Annotated in this window: 20 protein-coding genes; 8 read left to right on the top strand and 12 right to left on the bottom strand. The window is 39.7% G+C overall.

Features of this window, described 5'->3' with window-relative positions:
* Window positions 1-42: 42 nt before the first annotated feature.
* On the bottom strand, window positions 43-1,131 hold the full coding sequence (gene rlmM / locus HMPREF2732_RS07810; RefSeq protein WP_049365970.1) for a 23S rRNA (cytidine(2498)-2'-O)-methyltransferase RlmM: 1,089 nt from the start codon (window positions 1,129-1,131) through the stop codon (window positions 43-45).
* A complete protein-coding gene (locus HMPREF2732_RS07815; RefSeq protein WP_049365971.1) occupies window positions 1,128-2,018 on the bottom strand; it encodes a transcriptional regulator GcvA in 891 nt (296 codons plus the stop codon). Before HMPREF2732_RS07815 ends, rlmM begins: the two co-directional genes overlap by 4 nt.
* 481 nt (window positions 2,019-2,499) lie before the next feature.
* Here HMPREF2732_RS07815 and HMPREF2732_RS07820 point away from each other — a divergent pair, with 481 nt between their 5' ends.
* The 4 genes from HMPREF2732_RS07820 (at window position 2,500) to HMPREF2732_RS07835 (ending at window position 7,205) form a co-directional block, all read left to right on the top strand.
* On the top strand, window positions 2,500-3,531 hold the full coding sequence (locus tag HMPREF2732_RS07820) for a branched-chain amino acid aminotransferase (protein ID WP_070592341.1): 1,032 nt from the start codon (window positions 2,500-2,502) through the stop codon (window positions 3,529-3,531).
* A gap of 286 nt (window positions 3,532-3,817) precedes the next feature.
* Window positions 3,818-4,084, top strand: coding sequence for an oxaloacetate decarboxylase subunit gamma (locus tag HMPREF2732_RS07825; protein WP_049366163.1), 267 nt, complete (start codon window positions 3,818-3,820; stop codon window positions 4,082-4,084).
* A 15-nt stretch (window positions 4,085-4,099) separates the two neighbouring features.
* Window positions 4,100-5,890, top strand: a complete 1,791-nt coding sequence (gene oadA, locus HMPREF2732_RS07830; protein ID WP_070592342.1) for a sodium-extruding oxaloacetate decarboxylase subunit alpha — start codon at window positions 4,100-4,102, stop codon at window positions 5,888-5,890.
* Between the two features lie 10 nt (window positions 5,891-5,900).
* On the top strand, window positions 5,901-7,205 hold the full coding sequence (locus tag HMPREF2732_RS07835) for a sodium ion-translocating decarboxylase subunit beta (protein ID WP_070592343.1): 1,305 nt from the start codon (window positions 5,901-5,903) through the stop codon (window positions 7,203-7,205).
* A 92-nt stretch (window positions 7,206-7,297) separates the two neighbouring features.
* On the opposite strand, the gene HMPREF2732_RS07840 is transcribed toward HMPREF2732_RS07835, so the two are convergent.
* From HMPREF2732_RS07840 to HMPREF2732_RS07855, 4 genes are all read right to left on the bottom strand, one after another.
* On the bottom strand, window positions 7,298-10,747 hold the full coding sequence (locus HMPREF2732_RS07840) for an acyl-[ACP]--phospholipid O-acyltransferase (protein ID WP_070592344.1): 3,450 nt from the start codon (window positions 10,745-10,747) through the stop codon (window positions 7,298-7,300).
* The gene (locus HMPREF2732_RS07845) at window positions 10,744-11,385 is read right to left on the bottom strand and encodes a MerR family transcriptional regulator (RefSeq protein WP_070592345.1); all 642 of its coding nucleotides are present in this window, start codon (window positions 11,383-11,385) and stop codon (window positions 10,744-10,746) included. Before HMPREF2732_RS07845 ends, HMPREF2732_RS07840 begins: the two co-directional genes overlap by 4 nt.
* A 135-nt stretch (window positions 11,386-11,520) precedes the next feature.
* Window positions 11,521-13,083, bottom strand: a complete 1,563-nt coding sequence (locus tag HMPREF2732_RS07850; protein ID WP_070592346.1) for a peptide ABC transporter substrate-binding protein — start codon at window positions 13,081-13,083, stop codon at window positions 11,521-11,523.
* Complete coding sequence (locus HMPREF2732_RS07855) at window positions 13,076-13,438, bottom strand: YbaN family protein (RefSeq protein ID WP_070592490.1); 363 nt, start codon at window positions 13,436-13,438, stop codon at window positions 13,076-13,078. Before HMPREF2732_RS07855 ends, HMPREF2732_RS07850 begins: the two co-directional genes overlap by 8 nt.
* Window positions 13,439-13,668: 230 nt before the next feature.
* Between HMPREF2732_RS07855 and prlC the strand changes: the two genes are divergently transcribed.
* Window positions 13,669-15,708: an oligopeptidase A gene (gene prlC, locus HMPREF2732_RS07860; protein WP_070592347.1), complete on the top strand. Its 2,040-nt coding sequence runs from the start codon at window positions 13,669-13,671 to the stop codon at window positions 15,706-15,708.
* A 113-nt stretch (window positions 15,709-15,821) separates the two neighbouring features.
* On the opposite strand, the gene rpsO is transcribed toward prlC, so the two are convergent.
* The 5 genes from rpsO to HMPREF2732_RS07885 form a co-directional block, all read right to left on the bottom strand.
* Window positions 15,822-16,079, bottom strand: a complete 258-nt coding sequence (gene rpsO / locus HMPREF2732_RS07865) for a 30S ribosomal protein S15 (protein ID WP_148129049.1) — start codon at window positions 16,077-16,079, stop codon at window positions 15,822-15,824.
* A 145-nt stretch (window positions 16,080-16,224) separates the two neighbouring features.
* Window positions 16,225-17,070, bottom strand: coding sequence for a ModD protein (gene modD, locus HMPREF2732_RS07870; protein WP_049384098.1), 846 nt, complete (start codon window positions 17,068-17,070; stop codon window positions 16,225-16,227).
* A 9-nt stretch (window positions 17,071-17,079) separates the two neighbouring features.
* Complete coding sequence (locus HMPREF2732_RS07875; protein WP_070592348.1) at window positions 17,080-17,829, bottom strand: ABC transporter ATP-binding protein; 750 nt, start codon at window positions 17,827-17,829, stop codon at window positions 17,080-17,082.
* Complete coding sequence (locus HMPREF2732_RS07880; protein WP_070592349.1) at window positions 17,826-18,839, bottom strand: FecCD family ABC transporter permease; 1,014 nt, start codon at window positions 18,837-18,839, stop codon at window positions 17,826-17,828. Before HMPREF2732_RS07880 ends, HMPREF2732_RS07875 begins: the two co-directional genes overlap by 4 nt.
* A 2-nt stretch (window positions 18,840-18,841) precedes the next feature.
* Complete coding sequence (locus HMPREF2732_RS07885; protein WP_070592350.1) at window positions 18,842-19,840, bottom strand: iron ABC transporter substrate-binding protein; 999 nt, start codon at window positions 19,838-19,840, stop codon at window positions 18,842-18,844.
* 148 nt (window positions 19,841-19,988) lie between these two features.
* Between HMPREF2732_RS07885 and HMPREF2732_RS07890 the strand changes: the two genes are divergently transcribed.
* Window positions 19,989-20,504 carry a hypothetical protein gene (locus HMPREF2732_RS07890; protein WP_070592351.1) on the top strand — a complete coding sequence of 172 codons (516 nt, stop codon included), beginning with the start codon at window positions 19,989-19,991 and terminating at the stop codon, window positions 20,502-20,504.
* The gene (locus tag HMPREF2732_RS07895) at window positions 20,473-22,461 is read left to right on the top strand and encodes a TonB-dependent receptor plug domain-containing protein (RefSeq protein WP_070592352.1); all 1,989 of its coding nucleotides are present in this window, start codon (window positions 20,473-20,475) and stop codon (window positions 22,459-22,461) included. The genes HMPREF2732_RS07890 and HMPREF2732_RS07895 overlap by 32 nt, the downstream gene beginning before the upstream one ends.
* 53 nt (window positions 22,462-22,514) lie before the next feature.
* Here the strand turns inward: HMPREF2732_RS07895 and hldE are convergent, their stop codons facing one another.
* Entirely contained in the window at window positions 22,515-23,945 is a 1,431-nt protein-coding gene (gene hldE / locus HMPREF2732_RS07900; RefSeq protein WP_070592353.1) for a bifunctional D-glycero-beta-D-manno-heptose-7-phosphate kinase/D-glycero-beta-D-manno-heptose 1-phosphate adenylyltransferase HldE, read from the bottom strand.
* Window positions 23,946-24,041: 96 nt separating this feature from the next.
* Here hldE and HMPREF2732_RS07905 point away from each other — a divergent pair, with 96 nt between their 5' ends.
* A complete protein-coding gene (locus tag HMPREF2732_RS07905) occupies window positions 24,042-24,977 on the top strand; it encodes a Kdo(2)-lipid IV(A) acyltransferase (RefSeq protein ID WP_070592354.1) in 936 nt (311 codons plus the stop codon).
* The last annotated feature ends 198 nt before the right edge of the window (window positions 24,978-25,175 follow it).

Here is a 25,175-nt window from a genome sequence, read left to right on the forward strand (position 1 = left end):
TGCGGTCAAAAAATTCCATGTTTTTGACCGCACTTTGCTTTTTTATTTTAAAGCAATATGTACCGTAATCTCTTCACGATCGTGATACAAATGCTTCGCCTGAATATCAAATTCCAGTTCTTTTTCTGCTAACATCACCGCAAGATTTTCTAAACACAACATCACTTCTTGATAACGTTTTTTCATTGGCAATTTCAAATTGAAAATAGTTTCTCGGCACCAGCCGTTAATTAACCATTTTCCAATTAAATTCGCAATTCGACTTGGTTGCTCCACCATATCACACACAAGCCAATCAATATGCTTACGTTTTGGTGGTTGGAATTTAAATCCATCTTCCGGACAGTGCTCAATTCTGCCGGTATCATGCAAACTTGCCGCCATTTTGCCGTGATCAACCGCATACACAAATAAACCACGTTTCACTAATTGATAGGTCCAGCCGCCAGGGCAAGCACCGAGATCAACACCAACCATATTTTCATTCAAGCGTTTACTTTCTTCATTTCGAGGAATAAAGGTTAAAATCGCCTCTTCCAATTTTAAAGTTGAACGGCTTGGTGCATCCGCTGGGAATTTTAAACGTGGGATTCCCATAAAGTGGGTGGAGTTATTACCAAGATAGGAATACCCCACATAGCAACAATTCGGCTGCGTGAAAAAACAATGCAAAATCTGACCGCGCTTTACATTCGGTTTGCCTTGTAACCAACCTTTCTTTTTCAACGCTTGGCGCAACGGCACGGTAAATTTTCGGCAAAATGTCGAAAGCTCTTTGGCTTCATTCGTATCTGCTGTTTCAACAAATAGCTCTACTGCTTGCTTAAGATTAATGTCTTCTGCAATTCGTTCATATTGAGCCAAAATTGGCGAAATACGATCTTGAGGATCGAGATTTTCTAAGAGATCTGACACAACGATCATTTGACGTGCAAAAATCAAACGATTAAAAGGGATTTCTCTCGCTAAACGATCTGCATCACCTGGTTGATAGCATTCAAAAATGACATAGCCGCTGTTTTCTACTACGCGAGCAAAACCAAATACGCCATGCTCAGAAGCTCGGTCGGTAATTTCTGCGGCAACTTCTTTTTCAAAGCCAATTCGACAATATAAGGCTAATTTATTCATATTTTCCCTAATTTAATTGAATCTTTAATCCATGTTCTAAAGGCTTGAATTTGTTCATCATCTAAACGATCTAAATGATTGACCACATAGAATGATTTCGGATCCCGTAATTCGGTTGGTAACACAATTTGCAAATGACCGTTTTCAATTTCTTGCTGAGCCAAAATACGATTAGCTAGCACGATACCCTGACCATGAACGGCAGCTTGTAATGCCATAAAGGTATGGCTAAATAATGGACCTTGCTGAATATTCAAATCATCTAATTTGAGATAATCTGCCATTGCTTGCCAGTTATCTCGAGTATGTGTGTGAATCAGCGTGTGCTTTTTCAAATCATCTGGACGGCGAACGGGAATTTTCTCAAGCAATGCAGGCGCAGCCAGAATCACAAGATTTTCTTCACCTAACCGATCAACTTGTAAATTGTCCCAATCACCTTTGCCATAATAAATGGCAATATCAATTTCTTTATTTAATAAACCTTCATCTTGATCAACGCCCTTCAAGCGTACTTCAATTTCAGGGTGTTGCTTATTAAAATCACTCAAATGTGGCACAAGCCATTGAATACCAAAGGTTTGTGGCACACTAATTGCCAAATGTGGCTCTGCTTTAAGTGTTAATAAACGTTCAGTCGCTTCATTTAATTTTCGCAAGACTTTGTTAATATCAACAAAATAGGCTTTCCCAAATTCCGTCAATTCGAGTGAACGATTTTTACGTATAAAAAGCTCGACACCTAAAAAATCTTCTAATAATTTTATTTGATGGCTCACTGCGGCTTGTGTCACAAAAAGTTCATCCGCAGCTTTTGTGAAACTTAAATGTCGTGCAGCTGATTCGAAAGACTTCAATGAATTCAAGGGAGGCAAACGTTTATACATAATTCTTCCCAACGGCTAAATTTTAGTTTATAATGATTAAGATCTAATTCGGATTAGTTTTTTTTATGCGTCAAATAAAAAAACATCATTTGTCCTTCCATCACCTTCTACCTACAATACACCCATACTTAATGATTGGTAATTCCTTACAAGTTAATGAGTTTCAGACTTAAGTATGATGTTGTGTTTGCATATAGTTCGGTTCTCCGAACTGGAGTAACAATTAAGTTACTCATTTACTTCCTGTATATATTAAACCATTCTGGTTAAGCGCTGCTCGTTTCGAGCGGCGTTTTTTTATTCCCGCATTCTAACATAAGCAAAATTTTATTTCCTGACCAACTTCACAAATTTAAAAATCCAATAAAAATTTTGAGAAATCACAATATTTTTGTGTTTAAAGGTTTTCATAGTAGCCGTTATGGTGTAGATTAACTGCATTTCCATTCATAAAATTATTTATACAAATTAAGGAAGCAAAATGAAAGACTTAGACTGGAACAATCTTGGATTTAGTTATATCAAAACAGATTATCGTTTCATCGCACATTGGAAAGATGGTAAATGGGATGAAGGGAAACTTACCACTGATAATATGCTACATATCCACGAAGGTTCAACTGCAATTCACTACGGTCAACAATGCTTTGAAGGCTTAAAAGCCTATCGTTGTAAAGATGGTTCAATCAACTTATTCCGTCCTGATCAAAATGCAAAACGTATGCAACACACCTCTGATCGTTTATTAATGCCACAAGTGCCAACAGAATTATTTATCCGCGCTTGTAAAGAAGTAGTGAAAGCAAACCAAGAATGGTTAGGTCCTTACGGCTCTGGCGCAACATTATATTTACGTCCATTCCTCTTTGGTACGGGTGCGAATATCGGTGTAAAAACCGCACCAGAATTTATTTTCTCTGTATTCTGCTGCCCTGTCGGCGCATACTTCAAAGGTGGTTTAGCGCCATCTAACTTCATTACAACTGATTACGACCGTGCGGCTCCGATGGGGACCGGTGGTGTAAAAGTAGGTGGTAACTATGCGGCAAGCTTACTTCCTCATGAATTAGCAGCTGAAGCTGGCACACCTGAACGTAAATTTGCTGATGCGATCTATCTTGATCCAAAAACTCACACTAAGATTGAAGAAGTGGGTGCGGCAAACTTCTTTGGTATTACCAAAGATAATAAATTTATCACGCCAGCATCTGAATCCATTTTACCAAGTATCACGAAATACTCATTACTTCACATTGCAAAAGAACGTTTAGGTATGGAAGCCATTGAAGGCGATGTCTATATTGATCAACTTGATCAATTCGCCGAAGCGGGTGCTTGCGGTACTGCCGCAGTGATTACGCCAGTAGGTGGTATTCAACACAAAGGTAAATTCCACGTGTTCTATTCAGAAACTGAAGTAGGCCCTGTTACACGTAAACTTTACAACGAGCTAACCGGCATCCAATTCGGTGATGTGGAAGCACCTGAAGGCTGGATTGTAAAAGTAGAATAATTTTCCTTTCTATTAACAAATCGAGATTCATTTAATTCAAGGACTAAGTTCTGTCACTATAGGACTTAGTCCTTTTAATTTTTACACGCTTTGTATAACGTATGTTTCAGTAGAAATACCTCATTAATAATATTTAACTCACGCCAAAATACTTCAAAATCAACCGCACATTTCCACTTTTATTGTGTGCCTATATTTCAAATTATGATCTTCATCACAGTTTTATTAAAACAGATCGATTAGAATAAAATTGTCCATTTTTTCAAGCAAATAAGGAAGAAAAATGATGACTCCCTCTGCACTTATAGGCGAAGGAATTAACCTGATGTTTTCAGGGATGGGTTTTGTATTGGTCTTTTTGCTCATTTTAATTTGGGCAATTGGATTGATGTCTAAACTTATCAACCGATTCTTTCCAGAACCTCAACCCGAACCCAAAACTTCCCAAAATTCAACCGCACTTTCTGCGGCACCTACTGACGATTTTGAGCGGTTACGTCCTGTGATTGCAGCGGCTATCGCACACCATCGCCGTACCCAACAGTTCAAATAAAATAAGGATTTTACCATGGCTAAAAAAATTAAAATGACAGAACTGGTGCTTCGTGATGCCCACCAATCACTTTTCGCAACTCGTTTGCGTCTTGATGATATGTTACCAATTGCTCATGAATTAGATGATATTGGCTATTGGTCGTTGGAAGCTTGGGGCGGTGCAACATTTGATAGCTGTATTCGCTTTTTAGGTGAAGATCCTTGGGTTCGTTTGCGTGAATTGAAAAAAGCTTGTCCAAAAACTCCATTACAAATGTTATTACGTGGCCAAAACCTATTAGGCTATCGCCACTATGCTGATGATGTAGTAGAACGCTTCGTAGAACGTTGTGTAGCGAATGGTATGGATGTTTTCCGAGTATTCGATGCGCTCAATGACCCGCGTAATATGAAAGCCGCGTTGCAAGCAGTACGTAAATTTGGTGGTCATGCTCAAGGGACTTTAAGTTATACCACCAGCCCAGTTCATACCATGCAAACCTGGCTTGATACGACTGAACAATTGCTTGAAATCGGTATCGATAGTTTGGTTATCAAAGACATGTCAGGTATTCTAAACCCAATGGCGGCTGCAGACTTAGTGCGCGAAATCAAAAAACGTTTCGACGTTGAATTGCATTTACACTGCCACTCTACTACTGGTATGGCAGAAATGGCGCTATTAAAAGCGGTTGAAGCTGGTGTAGATGGTATTGATACGGCAATTTCTTCTATGTCAGGCACTTATGGTCACCCTGCAACTGAATCCCTAGTCGCCACCTTACAAGGTACTGAATATGACACCGGTTTGGATATTCCTCGCTTGGAAAAAATTGCTGCCTATTTCCGTAATGTGCGTAAAAAATATGCCAAATTTGAAGGCCAATTACGCGGTGTAGATAGCCGTATTTTAGTAGCACAAGTGCCAGGCGGCATGCTTACTAACTTGGAAAACCAATTAAAACAACAAAATGCGTCCGATAAATTAGATTTAGTATTAGAAGAAATCCCACGCGTACGCAAAGATTTAGGTTATATTCCTCTCGTTACACCAACCTCTCAAATTGTTGGTACACAGTCGGTTATTAATGTTCTCACTGGTGAACGCTACAAAACCATTGCGAAAGAAACTGCCGGTATTTTAAAAGGTGAATACGGTAAAACACCTGCACCGGTAGATAGCGCATTGCAAGCTCGAGTATTAGAAGGTGCGGCACCAGTAACTGACCGTCCAGCCGATCACATTGCACCTGAAATGGCAAAAATTGAAGCGGAAGTTTCAGAACAAGCTAAATCGAAAGGGGTGAAATTGGCAGACAACGCTGTAGATGATGCTTTAATCGTGGCGCTCTTCCCGCAAATTGCGTGGAAATTCTTAGAGAACCGCAACAACCCTGCAGCCTTTGAACCCGCTCCAACTGGTAATGAAAGTGCGGTGGAAAATAAACCTGTTTCTAAAGCTGCACCAGCTGCTTCTGGCTCCGCTATTTATACTGTGGAATTGGAAGGTAAAGCCTTTGTGGTGAAAGTAAGTGAGGGCGGTGATATCTCTCATGTCGCGACTACTGCTCCTCAAGCTGTGCCACAAACGACTCCAGCGCCAGCAATGGGCGGCACACCGGTAACGGCTCCGATGGCAGGTAATATTTGGAAAGTTGTTGCAACAGAAGGTCAAACCGTAGCAGCTGGCGATGTATTATTCATTCTCGAAGCCATGAAAATGGAAACCGAAGTGAAAGCCGCACAGGCTGGTACCGTGCGTGGCATTTGCGTCAAAGCCGGTGATGCTGTCGCCGTAGGTGACACCGTGATGACCTTAGCATAAGGAATGGTCTATGGAGAGTATTATTGCGTTAATTAAAGGGATGGGTATATTCCATCTGCAATGGGGGCAAGCAGTGATGATCGCTGTGAGCCTACTGTTGCTATGGCTTGCCATTTCGCGCAAATTTGAACCATTGTTGTTACTGCCAATTGGTTTCGGCGGACTATTATCAAATATCCCTGAGGCTGGTCTTGCTATGACAGCATTGGAGAATTTGCTTCATCTCGGCTCACCAGAACAAATTGCCGTAATCGCTTCGCAATTGGGTGTACCACCCGATCCAGCCTTGATAAAAACAGCACTAAATTCTGCGCCGATATCGATGATAAATCAATTAGAAGCGTTATCTGTGGATATGGGTTATAGTGCTGGTATTTTAGCATTGTTCTATAAAGTTGCGATCAGCTACGGCATTGCACCATTGGTCATTTTTATGGGCGTAGGTGCAATGACAGATTTTGGCCCGTTATTAGCCAATCCGAAAACATTGCTACTTGGTGCGGCTGCTCAATTCGGTATTTTCGCTACTGTACTCGGTGCGCTAGCGTTAAATTATTTCGGTATTATCGAATTTACGCTGCCTCAAGCCGCGTCTATCGGTATTATCGGTGGTGCGGATGGTCCGACAGCGATTTATCTCACAAGTAAACTGGCACCTGAATTGCTTGGCGCGATTGCCGTAGCGGCCTATTCTTACATGGCATTAGTGCCGTTGATTCAACCACCGATTATGAAAGCGTTAACCACAGAAGAAGAACGCAAAATCCGCATGACGCAAATGCGCCATGTGAGTAATCGTGAAAAAGTCTTGTTCCCGGTTATTTTGCTGTTGCTCGTTGGTTTACTCTTACCTGATGCAGCCCCATTACTTGGGATGTTCTGTTTCGGTAATCTCATGCGCGTAAGTGGCGTAGTTGAACGTTTAAGCGATACCACACAAAACGCCTTGATTAACATTGTAACCATCGTGCTTGGCTTGTCTGTAGGCTCTAAACTTATCGCCGATAAATTCCTACAACCGCAAACATTAGGCATTTTAATTCTTGGTGTAATTGCTTTCGGAATCGGTACAGGTAGCGGTGTATTAATGGCAAAATTGATGAACAAATTCAGCAAAAACAAAATTAACCCGCTCATTGGTTCTGCTGGTGTATCTGCTGTTCCTATGGCAGCTCGCGTTTCTAACAAAATCGGATTGGAAGCGGATAACCAAAACTTCCTACTTATGCACGCAATGGGACCAAACGTTGCGGGTGTAATTGGCTCAGCTATTGCCGCTGGGGTCATGTTAAAATATGTCGGTACGTTGATGTAAGGTTACGGAAGCTGAAAAACACCTAAATGAGGTTCATTAAATAACAAAAAGAGCGGTCAAATTGACCGCTCTTTTATTTATTACGATGTTCTTTACTTAACCAGACTCATCGCCAGATTCTTCGCGCCTTTGAAATCCACTTTACCACTTCCAAGCATTGGAATTTCATCCACTAAGAAGATTTGGCTTGGTAGCATAATTGGTGGAACATTTAATCCTTTAATACGTTCATTGATTTCATCTAAAGAAAGCGCAGACTTGATTAAAAGCACAATGCTCTCGCCTTTTTTATCATCACTCAAGGCAACGGCAACAAATTGAGTTTCTTCATCAAATACTTGTGAAAGTTTCTCTTCCACGCTGCCGAGACTGATCATTTCGCCACCTACTTTAGCAAATCGAGAATAACGATCCACAATGGTAATAAAGCCGTTATGATCGATATGGCCTTTATCGCCGGTTTTGTAATAACGTACACCGTCAATTTCAACAATCACTTCTGCTGTTTTTTCAGGGGCATCCAAATAACCTTTCATGACTTGTCCACCACCAATCAAGATCAAACCGTCTTCGCCGACTGGTAATTCTTGCAAGCTTTCTGGATCGACAATTTTAATAATGGTGCCCGGTAATGGCATACCAACTGTACCGGTTTGATTGAAGGTAAATTCCTGTAAGGTTTCCGGATCCAGTAAATTAGGCATATTCACACTAGCCACTGGTGCTGTTTCAGTCGCACCATAACCTTCGTAAATTTCCAAGCCAAATTTAAGTTTAAAGGCTTCTTTTACATCTGCTTTCAATTTTTCGGCACCTGCAATAACCATACGCACGTTTTGTAGCATTAACGGATGGAATTTCTTATTGCGTACATATAATCTAAAGAAAGTTGAAGTACCAAATAAAATACTCACCCGATGTCGAGCACACATTTTTCCTACTGTCGCCCCATCTGTCGGATCCGCTACACTTACCATTTTAATGCCTTCACACAATGGCAATAAAGTTGTTACTGTTAAGCCGAATGAGTGGAAAATGGGTAAGGAATTCAAAATCACATCATCTTTGTGGAAGTTTAATAATTCACCGATCTGTTTAATATTTGTCAGTAAGTTTTTATGGCTTAATTCAATGCCTTTTGGATCACCTTCACTACCACTACTGAATAAGATGGTTGCAGTATCTTCCAAGCTTACGTCTGCAAAGTAACGTAATTTAATCCACCATTGTGGCGCCAAAAACGCGGTTAAAAATGACCGCACTTTATTCGCTTTAGTTATCGATTTCCCTAAATTTTCCATAAAGAGGGCTTTATCAGCCACCACTTGGCTAAAATCAAAACCTTTTGCGTTCAACTTATCCAAGAATTTTTCAGAGGTAATGACTTGCGAAATGTTGGCTTTTTTCAACGCTTTTTCCATCACTTCTGGGCTTAGTGTGTAGTTTAAATTTACCGGTACTTTGCCCATCACCATTAGGGTCATATTAATAATTGCCCCAATTGATGAACTTGGTAATAACACACCAATATTTTTTTCATTCCCTAAAGCAGTTTTTAAGGTTTTCACAAACATTAGCACTGCAGCAATAAATTTCAGGTTATTGAGTTTGGTGCCTTGTGCATCCACGGTAGCTTCTTTGAATAAATTCGATTTTGCTGAACTCAACCAATGGTGCATCAGCGGTTTACGTTTACTCATGACTTTTTCCCATACGGAGAAAGAAAGTTCGAGTACTTTTTGCTTCATCGCTGTCGCATCAATAAAGCCATGAATTGGTTTACCAAATGCCACTAAAATTTCACGTTTACCTTGGCGTTTAGTTAAATTCTTATAGAAAGAATCTGCGCGGGAGAAACTGCTACCCCATAATCCACGTAAATAGAAAGGAACAGTCGTCACATTCTCTAAATCTTTTAATACGTGCTCAAAGCCTTTTTGGAACTCATTAATTTGACCGTTATAGCTGATATGGCCTTCTGGGAATAAAGCCACCACTTCGCCACGCGCTAAATATTCACGAATGGTTTCAATAGATTCTCGGCTTGAACCGCCACCAATTGGGATGACTTTGAAAATACGGAAGAACCAAGTGAGATACCATTTGTTGTAAATCGGACGATACATCACAAATTTAATCGCACGCGGGCTAGCCGCTTGTAACACCAACCAGTCAATCCAGCTAATATGGTTACCTAATAACAGCACGCCACCACTTTGTGGAAGATTTTTTAAGCCATCCACATGAAAACGGTAATTCGCTTTTAACGCAAAGAGCAAGAATAAACGCGTAAATAAATGAGGCACTTTCGACATAGTATATAAACTTGCAGCAAAACATGTAGCAGACGTCACTAAGAATAAACCTTGAGTCGAAACATTAAGTTGTACAAAAACAATGCTTAATAGCAAAAACACTACCATGAACACGTTTTGTACAAAGTTGTTACCTGCCATGATTTTGCCGCTGATTTTCTCCGGTGCGAAATACTGAATAGTCGCATTCAATGGCACGATCAATAAACCGCCAGAGAAACCAAAGACAAAAGAACAAAGTGCTAATACCACCCCGCTTTGGGCTAGGGTTAAAAAGAATAACGACACACAAATGCCCAACGCACCAAGCGGAACAATACCTAACTCAATATGTAGACGAGAAGCGCGTCCCGCAAGATATGAACCAAGTGCAAGCCCTATTCCACTCACCGCAAGAATCGCTTGAATAACAATAGCATTATCTTCATTGAACATCGCTTTATAATGTGCTGGGAATGCCGCCACAATAATTTGTGACACGCCCCAAAACAGACTTAATCCAATAACACTCAACCAAATATTTTGATCTGCTTTTAATGTGCGAACGTTATCTTTTAAATACCCTAAAGAAAGGTATTTTCTCATATCAAACTGACCATCTGTATTTTCAGCTTCTTGCTTAAAGAATGGGATTTTAAACGCAAAATAGGCTTCGAGTGCACTCAGTAATACTAATGCTACACCTATCACCCAAACACTTTGTAATACTTCATTCGGATCATCTGATGCTACATAATGCGCTTCAAAGAAGAAAGAAAATGTAAAAGAACTAAATAGAATGGCCACAATAGTAAGCGCTTGAATGACACCGTTTGCCATACCAATATTTTCAGTGCCCACAATTGATTTAATAATGCTATATTTGGCTGGAGAATAGACCGCACTTTGCGCTGCCAAAATCAATGTCAGTACAAAGGAAATGGCAAACATACCCGTCATATAACTCAATAAAATCCCAGCACTGATCACCACAGCCGCCAAACTGCTATAGCGAATCACATTGGTGCGAGAAAATTTATCGTTAATAAATGCCGAAGGCGAAAATAAGAAAATAAATGGCAATAAAATCATCGCATTAATTAATGCCGTTAAAACAACCAAACTCTCACCTGAAAAACTTTTCAGCAACACATTTTGAATGGTAATTTTATGTGCTAAATCCACACTGGCATTAATAAAGGCAATGGCTAAATAAGGCACAAAGCCAGCATATTTTAAGAGTTTCATTTCGCACTCTCCGCTTGATAAAGATTAAAGGTTTTCATATTCAAGAGATAAGGTTTTAACACCAACAATAAATCAAATAAATGTTTTAATTTTTCATCTTTTTGTTCGCTATTGGCTAATGCCGCTAAAGTCACGTTCACCTCTTTTTCCGCTAACATTTTCGCAGCGGCCAAATAAGCTTTCACTACATCCATTTCGGCTTCATCACAACGTGCCAAGATCGCCAAAATATCACGTTCTTTTGCTGTAAAAATGCCTTCACGAGGATTCAATAATCCTTCCGCTACCATGTCTTCGATTTGTTTAGCAGAAAGATGAAATTCTTCACATAATTGCTCAATAGTGAACACTTCATTTTCAGCGCCCATGATGATATCCAATAATCCAATAAGGCTTTCATAAGGATTATTCCAATCAAAATGAGGATGAGCAAAAAGAGCTTTAATTTGTGAAATCGTCGCATTGAAATTGCTTTGTAGATATTTAATAAAACTGAGCAACTCTACACAATATTCATCATAGAGATGAAAATTCGGTTTATCTTTTACTGGTTCTGGCAACAAACCTTCTTTCACATAGTACAGCACCGTAGATTTTGGCGTTTGACTAAGCTTAACCAAATCATTCATTTTTAACATAAGGATTTCCCTCTAGGTTGATTTGTTGTGTATTGTATCGTATAAAAATAAAAAGTAAATAGTGTTACTCTACACTTTATTAAATTTAATAAAAAAAGTTGTTCACCACATCATGAACAACTTTCTTAATCAGCTTTAGCTTTCAACTTTTCGCCATAGATCCTTACTGTAAATGACGCCCACTGGATTTTTCTTCGCCCCCATAATAGTAGGAGAAATATAAACCGGTGTGGTGTATTGGAAAAGCGGTAAAGCAAGGTTTTCTTGTTGGATCTTCTCACTTAATTTTAAGTAAATTTCTGACCGCTCTTTTTCATTTAAGCTTTTCAATGCTTGCTCAAAAAGTTGATCGTATTCTGCATTAGCATAGCCATTTTTGTTATCCGGACTTTTGGAATAGAACAAACCCAAGAATGCCATCGGATGATTAAAGTCCGCACACCAGCCTGAACGAATGACTTGGAAATCACCTTTTTGGCGTTTAGCCTGTAATGTTTGCCAATTGACTGGTTGAGCATCTACACGCAACATATCTGATTGCGTTAATTGCCCTACTAAACGTTGCGCGATATTCACATGCAATGGCGCTTCATCATAAAGCACATTTAAATACAGTGGATGTCTTTCATTAATTTTATTTTGAGCCAATAATTGCTCGGCAACAACGGGTTCCCATCTTGAGTCTTGTCCATTTAACATAGCTTTCGGTAAAAAATACGAACTTGGAATTGCCGCTGGAATCTCATTATTCACAATATTCGTAACCGAAACCAACGACGCAATCGCCTTACGCACATCTGCCTTAGCAACTTTAGGATCTTTCAGATTAAATTCATAAAAATAACCGCAAAGCTGTGGAAAATGCTGAAGATCTGAATGCACTTCTGGCACATCAACCACCACATCAAAGTGAGATAATTTAGTGGCGATAAAAGGCAAATATTCTACACGCTCAAAAGCGACATTATTTTTCTGCCAATAATAGGGGTTTTTCGCTAAGTGTATGCTTCTCACACTTTCACTTTCGATCATATAAGCCCCATTAGTCACAGGGGAATCAGGATCGCTATATTGTGGCACAAGGCTAATATGCGCTAACATTTCCGGCAAATACGGTGTTGGTTTATCAAGCTCAATGCGTAAAGTGCGGTCATTTTCCGCATAAATGCCTAAACTCTTAAAAGGTTTATTTTTTTCTAAAACGCCTTTCGCATTTTTTAGATTAAGATAAGCCAAATAAGCTCTTAATGGACTATTGGATTGAGACAGAGCTTGCCAAGAAAGCATCACATCTTGAGCGACTAAAGGTTCACCGTTTGACCAACGAAGCCCTTCACGTAAGGTAAAGATCCAGGTTTTGTTGTCTTTTGTTTGCCAACTTTCTGCGATACCTGGCACGATTCGTCCTTCCTGATCATAAGCCGTTAATCCTTCATATAAATCGCGCAATAAGTTTTCTTGTTCAGGATAACGCACAAACCAAGGCTCAAAAGAAGGAGAATGAGTAAACGCCCGAGTCAGTAAAGTCCTACTCGGTTTTGATGTATTTTCTTGTTCGATAGGCTGACTTTGTGTTGGTTGCTCTTCTGCTGCTGTGTTTGTAGATTTAGGACTGTTTAATTTATCACAACCACTCAATCCAAAAACAACACCCAAAATGACCGCACTTTTAAGCCAAGTAAAGAAAGAATTATCCATTTTCAACGTCTTCTGTTTTAATCCAAAAGAAAAAGAACCAGTATTTTACTGCAATTAAAATGGCAATGATCGTTCGCCCCACAACACTTGGGGTAAAATAAAAGCCAATTAAAAGCATTGTGGTTGAAAAGGTTAGAATAGAAATTTTTGCTTTTTTCGTCAATGCACGACGTTCATTAAAGGATTTTAGGTGCTTTTGATAAAGCTTCGTCCCTAAAAACCATTGTTCTAAACGAGAAGAACCTTTCGCAAAAGAATAAAGTGTAAGCAGTAAAAAAGGTGTTGTCGGAAGAATAGGTAAAAAAATACCAATAACGCCTAATATTAAAGAAATGCATCCAAGAACAACATACATAGCCTTGGTTAAAGAAGTTTTTGGGAAAAACTTAAGTGAAACAACACCTATAACAATCGTAAGAGCAATGATGCCAGAAAAAATGATAATAGAAAAAAAGGAAGCGCCGTTCATCATAAACCCTAAATAAAAGTGATACGCAATTATTACTGATTTTTTAGATTTTTCAACCTTGATATTATAGAATTTGTCGCAATTTACTAAAGAAACAGTTAGCAAAAGGAATATTTATGTCTAATCCATTACTTCATATTGAAGGCTTACCTCCGTTTTCTCAAATCAAACCAGAACATATTCAACCGGCAATCCAAGAACTTATCGAAGAAAATCGTCAAGTCATTGAACAAGTTTTAAAACAACCGCACTTTACTTGGGAAAATTTTATTGAACCGCTTTCTGAAGCAGGCGAACACCTAAGCCGTGCTTGGTCACCCATCTCCCATTTAAATTCAGTTAAAAACAGTCCTAAATTACGTGATGCGTATCAAGCCTGCTTACCACTACTCTCTGAATACAGCACTTGGGTAGGCCAACACAAAGGCTTATACAATGCTTATTTAGCCTTAAAAAATAGTCCTGAATTTGCCACTTATTCAGTGGCGCAAAAGAAAGCCATTGAAAATGCACTACGTGATTTTGAGCTTTCAGGTATCGGTTTATCTGAAGAAAAACAAAAACGTTATGGTGAGATTGTTGCTCGCTTATCAGAATTAAGCGCACAATTTAGCAATAATGTACTCGATGCCACCATGGGTTGGGAAAAAGTCATTGAAGATGAAAGTGAATTAGCAGGTCTTCCTGAATCTGCATTACTTGCAGCAAAACAATCTGCTGAAAGCAAAGGCTTAAAAGGCTATCGCTTTACGCTAGAAATCCCAAGTTATTTGCCTATCATGACCTATTGTGAAAATGCGGCATTACGCGAAGAAATGTATCGTGCTTATGCGACTCGCGCTTCTGATCAAGGTCCAAATGCAGGCAAATGGGATAACACCGCGATTATTGAAGAAATCATGACGTTACGCGTGGAATTAGCTAAATTGCTAGGTTTCAATACGTACACTGAACGTTCACTTGCCACTAAAATGGCTGAAAATCCACAACAAGTGTTAGATTTCTTAAATAACCTTGCGTATCGTTCAAAAGCACAAGGTGAGAAAGAATTAGCTGAACTCAAAGCTTATTGTGAAAAAGAATTTGGCGTCACTGAACTTGCGCCTTGGGATATCAGTTTCTATTCCGAAAAACAAAAACAACATTTATATGCGATCAATGATGAAGAACTTCGTCCTTATTTCCCTGAAGATCGCGTTATTTCGGGCTTATTTGAATTAATTAAACGCATTTTTAATATTCGTGCAGTTGAACGTTTTGGCGTAGATACTTGGCATAAAGATGTGCGTTTCTTTGATTTAATTGATGAAACGGGAGAAGTACGCGGCAGTTTCTATCTCGATCTTTATGCGCGCGAAAATAAACGTGGCGGCGCATGGATGGATGATTGTATCGGCAGAAAACGCAATGCCGACGGTTCAATTCAAAAACCTGTTGCCTATTTAACCTGTAACTTCAATGCACCTATTGGTGATAAACCTGCACTATTCACCCATGATGAAGTCACGACTCTCTTCCATGAGTTTGGTCACGGAATTCACCATATGCTCACCAAAGTTGACGTACCAGATGTTGCGGGTATCAATGGGGTGCCTTGGGATGCCGTAGAACTTCCAAGCCAATTTATGGAAAACTGGTGTTGGGAAAAAGAAGCCCTTGATTTTATCTCTGGTCACTTTGAAACGCACGAACCGTTACCAGAAGAAAAATTAAATCAACTTCTCAAAGCGAAAAACTACCAAGCAGCGATGTTTGTGTTACGTCAGCTTGAATTTGGCTTGTTTGATTTTACCCTTCATCATACTTTTGAACCAGGCAAAGCTAATCAAGTACTTGATACCTTAAAAGCAGTGAAAGATAAAGTTGCCGTAATTAAAGGCGTTGAATGGGCAAGAACACCACATAGCTTTAGCCATATTTTTGCGGGCGGTTACGCAGCCGGTTATTACAGCTACTTATGGGCTGAAGTGTTATCTGCAGATGCCTTCTCTCGCTTTGAAGAAGAAGGAATTTTCAATCCAGTTACCGGTAAATCTTTCTTGGATGAAATTCTCACTCGCGGTGGCTCTGAAGAACCAATGGTCTTATTCAAACGCTTCCGTGGACGTGAACCTCAATTAGACGCATTACTTCGTCATAAAGGCATTGCAAACTAATAATTAACAAAGAGCGGTCAAATTTTTGACCGTTTTTTTATTTTTCTAATATACAAAAAATAAAAAAGCCCTCGGCAATCCGAAGGCTTTTATTTTTACTATCGTAATAAAAATTAGCGACGTAAACCTAAACGAGCGATAGTGCTTTGGTATAAAGCAAGATCAGTACGTTTTAAGTAGTCTAAAAGTTTACGACGACGAGAAACCATACGTAATAAACCACGACGACCATGGTGGTCTTTTTTGTGCTCAGCGAAGTGAGCTTGTAAGTGGTTGATTTGTGCAGTTAATAATGCGATTTGAACTTCAGAAGAACCAGTATCTTTCGCATCGCGACCAAATTCAGCAACGATTGCTGCTTTTTTTTTCAGTACTTAGAGACATTTTTTACTCCTAAAAGGTAGTGTTATTAATACATCATTCGCCGATCTCTAACTCAGCGATGACAAGGAGCCTGAATTTTAACGATTGAAGCCAATAAAAGCAAGGAATTATTGTAAAGAAACACTTTAAATTCTATGCCTTAGTAATTACCACCTTAATATCTTCTGGTGCCGCATAATAAGGCGCAGAAGTAATAAACAAATGAATACCTAACTTGGCATAATCTGCCACATTATTTTTATTCACCCCACCTGCGACGGAAAGCGTAATCGTTTTGCCTTGCGTGTTAATGAGATCTAAGGCGGCTTTCACGTCTTCAACCGACCATTTATCTAGCTGAATAATATCAGGAGAGGCTGTAATCATTTGTTCGAATTGAGCAAAATTGTCTGCTTCGAGAGTGATCTTATTTTCTGGTGCTTCACGCTTTAAGGCTTCCACAATATGCACCCAGTTATTCGGTTCAGCCAATAAATTACGATGATTTGTGAAAACCAGTAAGGTTTCACTCACGCCTTGACGATGAATATGTCCGCCAGCAGCCAGCACCGCATTGGTCGCCAGTTTACGGGTATTCGGGATACTTTTACGGGTACAAGCCACCACCGCATGCGGGTTAATGGCTTTGGCATTAGCAATCATCTCCGCCGTGTATTGTGCCACGCCACAAGACCATTCCAATACAAGCTGCACTACTTTCCATGCCTGCTGTAATTTGTCCGCAGAATCGACCGCACTTAGCAACACAGCACCTGCTTCAACGGATTCCCCTTCATTCACATAAACCTGAGGCGTAATGTCTAATTTTTTCAGTAACCGTTCTGCCACCGAAATCCCTGCCACTACTCCGGCATTTTTACGTTTGAATTCAATTTTTGCAGGGACTTTTTCTAGCCCTAATGCGTGCGTGGTTAAGTCGCCGCGATAAATATCTTCCAATAAAAAATCATCGAGTTCTTTGTCTGAGAAATAAATCATAGTTTATCCTTAAATGTTGAGATGTTTTTGCAATTCCTGAACTGAAGTGCGGTAAATTTTGGCGAGGTTTTCAAAGGTCATCAGTTCACTTTTTTCACCTTGCTGGAAACCAAATTCTTGATCGAGCATCGCAATATTTTCAGCTAAATAGACCGCTTGTTGTGGATTGTGAGTCGTAATCAGTAAGGCGATATTTTGATGTTGTAACTGTTTAATTTTTTCCAACACTCTAATCTGGTTACCAAAATCAAGACTGGCTGTCGGTTCGTCCATAATCAACAATTTCGCCTGTTGTGCAATGGCTCGGGCGATAAGCACAAGTTGTTTTTCTCCCCCACTGAGTTCATGGTAATAACGTTTAGCAAGGTGGGTTATTTGTAATTCCGCTAAAGCCGCGATAGCAAGATCTTTATCTTCCGCTTTTGGGGTTTGATACCATTTTAGATATGCAGAACGCCCCATCAACACCATATCTTGAACCAGAAAAGAAAAAAGCTGTGCATGCGCTTGCGGTACATAAGCAATTTCGCGTGCTAATTCAGCGGCAGAATATGTGGCAAGCGGTCGATTTTGAAAGAAAACTTGCCCATTGAGAGCAGGCTGCAAACCAAGCAAGGTTTTTAAGAAAGTGCTTTTCCCTGCACCATTGGCGCCAAGTAAACAGCAAATTTGCTGAGGTTTTAATGCAAAATTGATCTTGTCTAACAGAGGTTTATTGCCATAACCAATCGTCAATTGTTGCGTTTCAATTAAATTCATTTTCGCCCTCTCAACAATAAATAGAGGAAAAACGGTGCGCCACAAGCAGAGGTTAAAATCCCGATGGGAAGTTCAATGCTTGCAACCGTGCGGGCGAGTGTGTCGGTGAGAAGTAAAAAACTCGCACCAAGTAACAACGATGTTGGCAGCAATAAAATGAAATTGGCGCCCACTAATAATCGTGCAATATGGGGCACAAGCAAACCGACCCAGCCAATAATCCCCGTAATGGAGACCGCACTTGCTGTGCAAAGTGTGGTAAAAATGATCAAAATATAACGCGTACGTTGGATAGGAATACCGAGGCTTTTAGCCTCATCTTCTTCTAAAGCGAGCAGATTTAAGCGCCAACGCAATAAGAAAAGCGGCAGAATACCGAGTATTAAAATAGGGGTAAGTTGACTTAATTCTTTTACGCCAACAGCCGTGAAACTGCCTAATAACCAAAAGGTAATCGAAGGTAATTGGGTGAAAGGATCGGCTAAAATTTTTAACAGTGAAATGCCCGCGCCAAGTAATGAACCGATCGCAATCCCCGAAAGCACTAAGACCAAAATAGGATCTTGATTACGGCTTCTTGATGCAACCATCGAAACACATAACACTGCCAAGATACCGCCACTAAAGGCAAAAAGCTGCACGTAAAACATCGGTAAGTTGTAGAAAATCGCCAATGAAGCACCAAGTCCCGCACCGCTTGAAACCCCTAAGATATCAGGGGAAACCAACGGATTTTTAAACATCCCTTGATAAGTCGCCCCCGCAGCAGCCAGGGCGGCACCCACTAAACAGGCAACAAAAATACGCGGTGTACGAATATGCCAAAGCACCGTTTCAACGGAAGAAGGCGTTTGACATTCCGTTTCAAATACACAGCGAATCGCTTGTCCCAGTTGAAGGGGAGAAATCGGAAATCGCCCCACATTCAACGAAAGCAAAATGGTGCCGACTAATAAAATCACTAGCGAAGTGAAAAAGAGTTTGGGATTACGTTGAACAAAATACGGCATAACTATTTCACATCATGTAGCAATTGAGTCGCTTGTTCTGGCGTTAATTCAATCTGATAGAACACGTGATAAAACGTTTGTACTTCTTTTGCAAATTCAGTCATAGGTTTACCGCTGATTAAATGCGAAACCCAACGTACGCCAAGCAAACGGTTCACACTAGGTGGCGAATCTAACCAACCAAATGGATTATTTGGGATTAAAAAAACGTGTCCATTTTTGACCGCACTTAACTGTTGCCATTGCGGATTCTCTTTTAAGGTTTGCAAAAACTCTGGGTATTGGCTAAAAATTACATCAGGATTCCATAATAAAAGCTGTTCCATCGAAACCTGCGTAAGCCCTTTATGATCGCCTTCTACCACATTTTTTAAACCCACGATTTCAATGGCTTCTGTATGAATAGAGCCTTTTTGCCCTGTTTGTAGGCCATCTGCACTACGAGCTAAATAGAAGGTTTTGGTCAATTTAGAGGCATTTTCGACCGCTTGTTTAAGGGTTTCTTCGGCATACTTCGCTTGAGGTTCTGTAAGATTTTCTACGCCTAACACTTTCCCTAAATAACGCAAAGTAGTGGGTGTTTCACTGAGTTTGCCATCTAATAGCAAATAAGGTACACCCGTTTGCTCAAAAGTCCGTTTGGCTTGGTCGATATAGTTTGGGGTGACATTGCCTACATCAATAATTAAATTCGGTTGTAATGCCACAATTTTCTCTGGCGAGAGCGTGCTGCCTTTTCCGGCAATTTTTCCTAAGATTGGTAAAGATTGTTGTGCTGCAGGAAACAATTTTCCACGTTTTTCCATATTAAATCCCGCCAATCCCAGTAATTTATTGGGCGCACTTGAAAGGAGCAATACATCAGCTGGATTACCTGCACTTAATACTTTTTCAATTTTAGCTGACGGAGGTAATTCCCCCGCCAAATAAGCGATTTCTTCTGTTGCAAATACACTGGTTGATACACAAAGCGCAAGTGCAATACCTATCCATTTTTTCATATTCTTCCCTCTTTTTTTAGCGATTCAAAATGAGATGACTTTATTTTAACGCTATATATTTTTTAACATAGTAAATAAATTTTGGTAGAATGTCATCGTTATGTTTTTTATTATATAACATTTATTATTCATAGCTAAAGGTGAAAAAATGAAATGGGATGTGATTTATAAGTTTTGCTTGCTTTCTATGCTCATTGCAGGATTGGTAGGCATCTTGTTCAGCGGCTTAGGGATCTACTTTCAGTGGCCCATTCAAGGCATCTTTCAGTTGCATTTAGGTTCGGCGTTACTGCTTATTTTGGGCGTGGCTTTACACTTCTTTAATCGAAAAAATAAAGCGGTCAAAATTGTGCAACAATTTAACGATTTAGTGACACATAATCGCTATCCCACCTATTGCAATTTAGATCGTTTAATCATGACGTTTGAGCACTTTTCAATTCTACAAATTGCAGAGCAACTTCAGCTCACCCCTTCGATTTTACTCACCGAATTAGCTAACGGAAAAATAAACTTCAGCGATTCTAACCGCACTTTACGAGAAAATTTCCCCCATAATGATGAGAAAATTTTCGCCGCGATCACCATTGCATTGAAGTTACGTTTCAACCCCAACCTAAAAGGATGTTCCAATGGAAAAGAAACTGCTTTGCATCGCCATTAGCTTGGCCTGCTTGCCTGCTTATGCCGAGAATGTATTTACTCTTGGTCAAATTGAAGTCATCGGTGAAAAAGCGAGTGATCTCAGTACCGCGCGTATTGATCAAGCTGAATTACAAAAAAATGACCAAGATCGTGTATCTGATGTGGCAAAAAGCACATCGGGTGTGTTTGTCGAACATGGTGGCGCACGCAACGAATACAACTTATTAGTACGTGGTTTTAATGCTCGTCGCGTACCGGTATTTATGGATGGTATTCCGGTTTATGTCCCTTATGATGGTGAAATGGACTTAGGCCGTTTTACCACCTTTGATTTATCTCGTATTGATATTTCTAAGGGTGCAAGCTCTGTGCTTTATGGCGCCAATACGATGGGTGGTGCAGTAAATTTAATTTCCAAAAAACCAACTCAACCTATCGAAGGTTCTATTGGCTATGGCTTTTCTCATGGTAAAAGTGGTGGTACAGCAACCAATAAAACAGATTTTGATTTAGGTACTAAACAAGAATTATTTTATGCGCAAGTAAGTGGTTCTTTTATTGAAAAACAAGGCTTACAACTTTCTCATCATTATCAACAAATCAATCCCAAAGGCGATGATGGTGGTCGAGCAGAAAATTCTAAACAACATGATAAAAAATTAAGCTTGAAAGTCGCTTATACGCCAAATGAGCATAATGAATACGCATTGGCGTTCTCTACACAAAAAGGCACCAAAGAATCACCATTCTATTCTGGCGCTGATAGTTTTGAACGCTATTGGCGCTGGCCGATGTGGGATAAAGACAGTATCTATTTCCTTTCCCATACTGAATTTGGCGCCCATCATCTCACATTGAACACGAAGGCATTTTATGACACCTTTAAAAACGATCTACGTGCTTTTGATGATGCCACATTCAGCACTCAAAAGAAAAAATCAAGCTTTAATAGCTATTACCGCGACTACGCCTATGGGGCTGGCTTTGATTTAGGCGGCGATTTAACCTCCAAAGACCGCTTAAAATTCTCTACCCTCATTAAATATGACGTGCATCGCGAACATAATGATGATGAACCTACCGCAGTCAATAAAGATCGTACCTACAGCTTTGGTTTAGAAAATACTCATCGTTTTAATGAGCAAACCTCTCTGATTACGGGCATCAGCTACGACAAACGCGATTCACACCGTGCAGAGAAATTTGAAAAACAATGTGCATCAACTCACCAAAAAAATGCGATTTGTCCGTTTGATATCGGTAATAAACACGCCTTTAATTATCAAATTAAACTTGCCCATCATTTCTCTGAAAATGATGAATTTGCGCTAAGTTTTGCGAAGAAAACACGTTTTGCCACAATGAAAGAACGTTATTCTCGCCGATTTGGTCGTACTGAACCGAATCCGTTCTTAAGCCCAGAAACCGCTTACCATTACGAAGCTAGTTATATGCATACCTTCGGCGATTGGTTAAGAATGGATAGTGCACTTTTCTATTCTGAAGTAAAAGATGCTATTGAAGAAGTCGCGATTAGCAAAAAACTCAATCAATATCAAAATGTGGGCAAAGAAGCCTTTAAAGGTGTTGAATTAGCCGTGAATGTTTTTGCAACCGATAATTTAACGTTAGGGGCTAACTACACCTATACCCATGCAAAAAATAAAACCCAAGATACCATTGTTAAGAATGTGCCAAAACATAAATTCTTTGCATTTGTTGATTGGAAAATGTTACCAAATCTTTCACTTTATGTGAGCCAAGAAGCGGAACATGGCCGTTATTATTTAGATGGCGGTGATACTGTGAAACTCTCTGGTTTTGGAAACAGCAATGCAAAATTGATCTATGAACCTATTTCAGAATTAAGTTTAGAAGCTGGAGTATCAAACCTCTTTGATAAAAACTACTACTATCAAGCAGGTTATCCAGAAGAAGGTCGTGTTTATTTCGGCAATATCCGATATAAATTCTAAAATAAAAAACGGGCAACTTGTGAAACAGGTTGCCCGTTGTTTTTATAAAGTTATTAATCTTTCAGCGCTTTAATTTTTTCAATTACGTTTGTAGTTGAACAGCCATTTTCGAAATTCAATACGCGAACATCGCCGCCGTTCGCCCACACTTCTTTACTACCTGCAATCTCTTCAGGTTTGTAATCGCCGCCTTTTACCAATAAATCCGGTAAAATCTCACCGATTAAACGTTGTGGTGTATCTTCATCAAAAGAGACTACCCAATCCACAGAAGCTAAACCAGCCAATACTGCCATACGTGCATTCAGATTGTTAATTGGACGACTTTCACCTTTTAAGCGTTTGACTGAATCATCCGTATTTACGGCAACAATTAAACGGTCACCAAGTTTGCGAGCATTTTCTAAATAAGACACATGGCCAGGGTGAAGAATGTCGAAACAACCATTTGTCATCACAATTTTCTCACCACGTGCTTTAGCATGATCTACGGCAATTTTTAATTGGCTTTCAGACATAATACCGAAACCCGTTTCAGAACGGCCATGGATTGCATTCTCTAATTCCACAGTAGAAACGGTTGATGTACCCAATTTACCGACAACAATACCTGCTGCCACATTAGCTAAATAGCAAGATTCTTCAAAAGAACGACCATCTGCAAGTGCGGTTGCTAGAACACTGATTACCGTATCGCCCGCACCTGTTACATCAAATACTTCTTTGGCAACGGTTGGTAAATGGAACGGCTCTTGATTTGGACGAAGTAATGTCATGCCTTTTTCAGAGCGCGTCACTAAAAGTGCGGTCAATTCGATGTCTGAAATTAATTTTAAGCCTTTCTCAATAATTTCTTCTTCAGAATCACACTTACCTACCACCGCTTCAAATTCTGACATATTTGGCGTCAGTAAAGTCGCACCACGATAACGCTCAAAATCTGTGCCTTTTGGATCGATCAAGACTGGTACGTTTGCTTTGCGTGCAATTTGAATCATTTTTTGCACATCTTTTAACGTGCCTTTACCATAATCAGAAAGCACTAACGCACCAAAGTTTTTCACTTCCGATTCTAATTTCGCAAGCAACTCATGACATTCCACATTTTGGAAATCTTCTTCAAAATCCAAACGAAGTAATTGTTGGTGACGAGACAAAATACGTAATTTCGTAATGGTTGGGTGAGTATCCAATGCCACAAAATTACAATCAATTTTTTGATGTTGTAATAAATTGGTTAAGGCTGTACCTGTTTCATCTTGACCAATTAAACCTAAAATTTGCACAGGTACATTAAGAGAAGCAATATTCATTGCCACGTTTGCTGCACCACCTGCACGCTCTTCATTATCTTGTACACGAACCACAGGAACCGGTGCTTCCGGTGAAATACGATTAGTCGCACCAAACCAGTAACGGTCAAGCATGACATCGCCTAACACTAATACTTTTGCTTGATTAAAATTGGCAGAATATTGAGCCATTTTGAAATCTCTCTGTTGGGATAATAAAATTTGGCGCAATTTTACCACAACTCAAATTTGCGATAAACTACACGCCGAACTAACCAGAAAAGAATTATGAAAAACGAAAAACTCCCTCAATTTCAACCGCACTTTCTTGCCCCAAAATACTGGGGGTTTTGGCTTGGTGTGGCGATTTGGCGAAGCCTTTTGTTACTTCCCTATCCAATTCTACGTCATATTGGCAATGGCTTAGGCTGGCTTTTCTCAAAATTAAAAGTGGGAAAACGTCGTTCCGCGATTGCCCGCCGAAACCTTGAACTCTGCTTCCCAGAAATGCCTGAGCAAGAACGTGAAGCCATTTTGCAAGAAAATTTACGTGCAGTTGGGATGGCGATTATTGAAACCGGCATGGCGTGGTTTTGGTCTGATGCGCGCATCAAAAAATGGTCAAAAATTGAAGGGTTAAATTATTTAAAAGAGAACGCCCAAGACGGCATTATCTTTGTGGGTGTTCATTTCCTCACTCTTGAGTTAGGCGCGCGTATTGTGGGCTTACATCATCCTGGCGTAGGCGTTTATCGTCCCAATGACAATCCTGTACTGGATTGGTTACAAATTAAAGGTCGATTACGTTCAAACAAAGACATGCTGAATCGAAAAGATCTGCGTGGCATGCTCAAAGCTTTACGTAAAGGTGAAACCATTTGGTATGCGCCCGATCATGATTACGGACGAAAAAATGCAGTATTCGTACCTTTCTTTGCTGTACAAGAAGCCGCAACTACGACAGGCAGTTATTATCTGCTTAAATCTGCACCAAATTGTAAAGTTGTCCCTTTTGCTCCATTGCGTAATAAAGACGGCTCAGGCTATACAGTCAGTATTTCTCCACCAGTGGATTTTTCCGATCTTTCAGATGAAACAGCAATCGCTGCAAGAATGAATAAAGTTGTGGAAAAAGAAATCTTAAAAGGTGTAGAACAATACATGTGGCTACACCGCCGATTTAAAACTCGTCCAACTGAAAATGGACCAAGTTTGTATTCATAAGTGCGGTTGATTTTTCATCTATTTGCGAACACAAAAACGACATATCGAAAAATAAGGAAATTTTTCCTTATTTTTTTCTTGATCTTTATATAATTAAATATATAATGGGTCTCGTTTTAGATAGTAAACTTGTTTTATTACAAACACACTACTGGCTAGTGCATTCCCCCCACTCCTTTTGCACTAGCCATTTTTTTT

The sequence above is a fragment of the Haemophilus sp. HMSC061E01 genome, assembly GCF_001810345.1.
In the GTDB taxonomy this organism is placed as follows: domain Bacteria; phylum Pseudomonadota; class Gammaproteobacteria; order Enterobacterales; family Pasteurellaceae; genus Haemophilus_D.

What these genes read in the sequence shown, in the direction of transcription:
- oadA (WP_070592342.1), top strand. Translation starts at nt 4,100, where the DNA reads ATGGCTAAAAAAATTAAAATGACAGAACTGGTGCTTCGTGATGCCCAC.
- HMPREF2732_RS07905 (WP_070592354.1), top strand. Translation starts at nt 24,042, where the DNA reads ATGAAAAACGAAAAACTCCCTCAATTTCAACCGCACTTTCTTGCCCCA.
- HMPREF2732_RS07835 (WP_070592343.1), top strand. Translation starts at nt 5,901, where the DNA reads ATGGAGAGTATTATTGCGTTAATTAAAGGGATGGGTATATTCCATCTG.
- HMPREF2732_RS07880 (WP_070592349.1), bottom strand. Translation starts at nt 18,839, where the DNA reads ATGCCGTATTTTGTTCAACGTAATCCCAAACTCTTTTTCACTTCGCTA.
- HMPREF2732_RS07855 (WP_070592490.1), bottom strand. Translation starts at nt 13,438, where the DNA reads ATGTATGTTGTTCTTGGATGCATTTCTTTAATATTAGGCGTTATTGGT.
- HMPREF2732_RS07895 (WP_070592352.1), top strand. Translation starts at nt 20,473, where the DNA reads ATGGAAAAGAAACTGCTTTGCATCGCCATTAGCTTGGCCTGCTTGCCT.
- HMPREF2732_RS07825 (WP_049366163.1), top strand. Translation starts at nt 3,818, where the DNA reads ATGACTCCCTCTGCACTTATAGGCGAAGGAATTAACCTGATGTTTTCA.
- HMPREF2732_RS07840 (WP_070592344.1), bottom strand. Translation starts at nt 10,747, where the DNA reads ATGAAACTCTTAAAATATGCTGGCTTTGTGCCTTATTTAGCCATTGCC.
- hldE (WP_070592353.1), bottom strand. Translation starts at nt 23,945, where the DNA reads ATGGCTCAATATTCTGCCAATTTTAATCAAGCAAAAGTATTAGTGTTA.
- HMPREF2732_RS07875 (WP_070592348.1), bottom strand. Translation starts at nt 17,829, where the DNA reads ATGAATTTAATTGAAACGCAACAATTGACGATTGGTTATGGCAATAAA.
- modD (WP_049384098.1), bottom strand. Translation starts at nt 17,070, where the DNA reads ATGATTTATTTCTCAGACAAAGAACTCGATGATTTTTTATTGGAAGAT.
- rlmM (WP_049365970.1), bottom strand. Translation starts at nt 1,131, where the DNA reads ATGAATAAATTAGCCTTATATTGTCGAATTGGCTTTGAAAAAGAAGTT.
- HMPREF2732_RS07820 (WP_070592341.1), top strand. Translation starts at nt 2,500, where the DNA reads ATGAAAGACTTAGACTGGAACAATCTTGGATTTAGTTATATCAAAACA.
- HMPREF2732_RS07815 (WP_049365971.1), bottom strand. Translation starts at nt 2,018, where the DNA reads ATGTATAAACGTTTGCCTCCCTTGAATTCATTGAAGTCTTTCGAATCA.
- HMPREF2732_RS07890 (WP_070592351.1), top strand. Translation starts at nt 19,989, where the DNA reads ATGAAATGGGATGTGATTTATAAGTTTTGCTTGCTTTCTATGCTCATT.
- prlC (WP_070592347.1), top strand. Translation starts at nt 13,669, where the DNA reads ATGTCTAATCCATTACTTCATATTGAAGGCTTACCTCCGTTTTCTCAA.
- HMPREF2732_RS07850 (WP_070592346.1), bottom strand. Translation starts at nt 13,083, where the DNA reads ATGGATAATTCTTTCTTTACTTGGCTTAAAAGTGCGGTCATTTTGGGT.
- HMPREF2732_RS07885 (WP_070592350.1), bottom strand. Translation starts at nt 19,840, where the DNA reads ATGAAAAAATGGATAGGTATTGCACTTGCGCTTTGTGTATCAACCAGT.
- HMPREF2732_RS07845 (WP_070592345.1), bottom strand. Translation starts at nt 11,385, where the DNA reads ATGTTAAAAATGAATGATTTGGTTAAGCTTAGTCAAACGCCAAAATCT.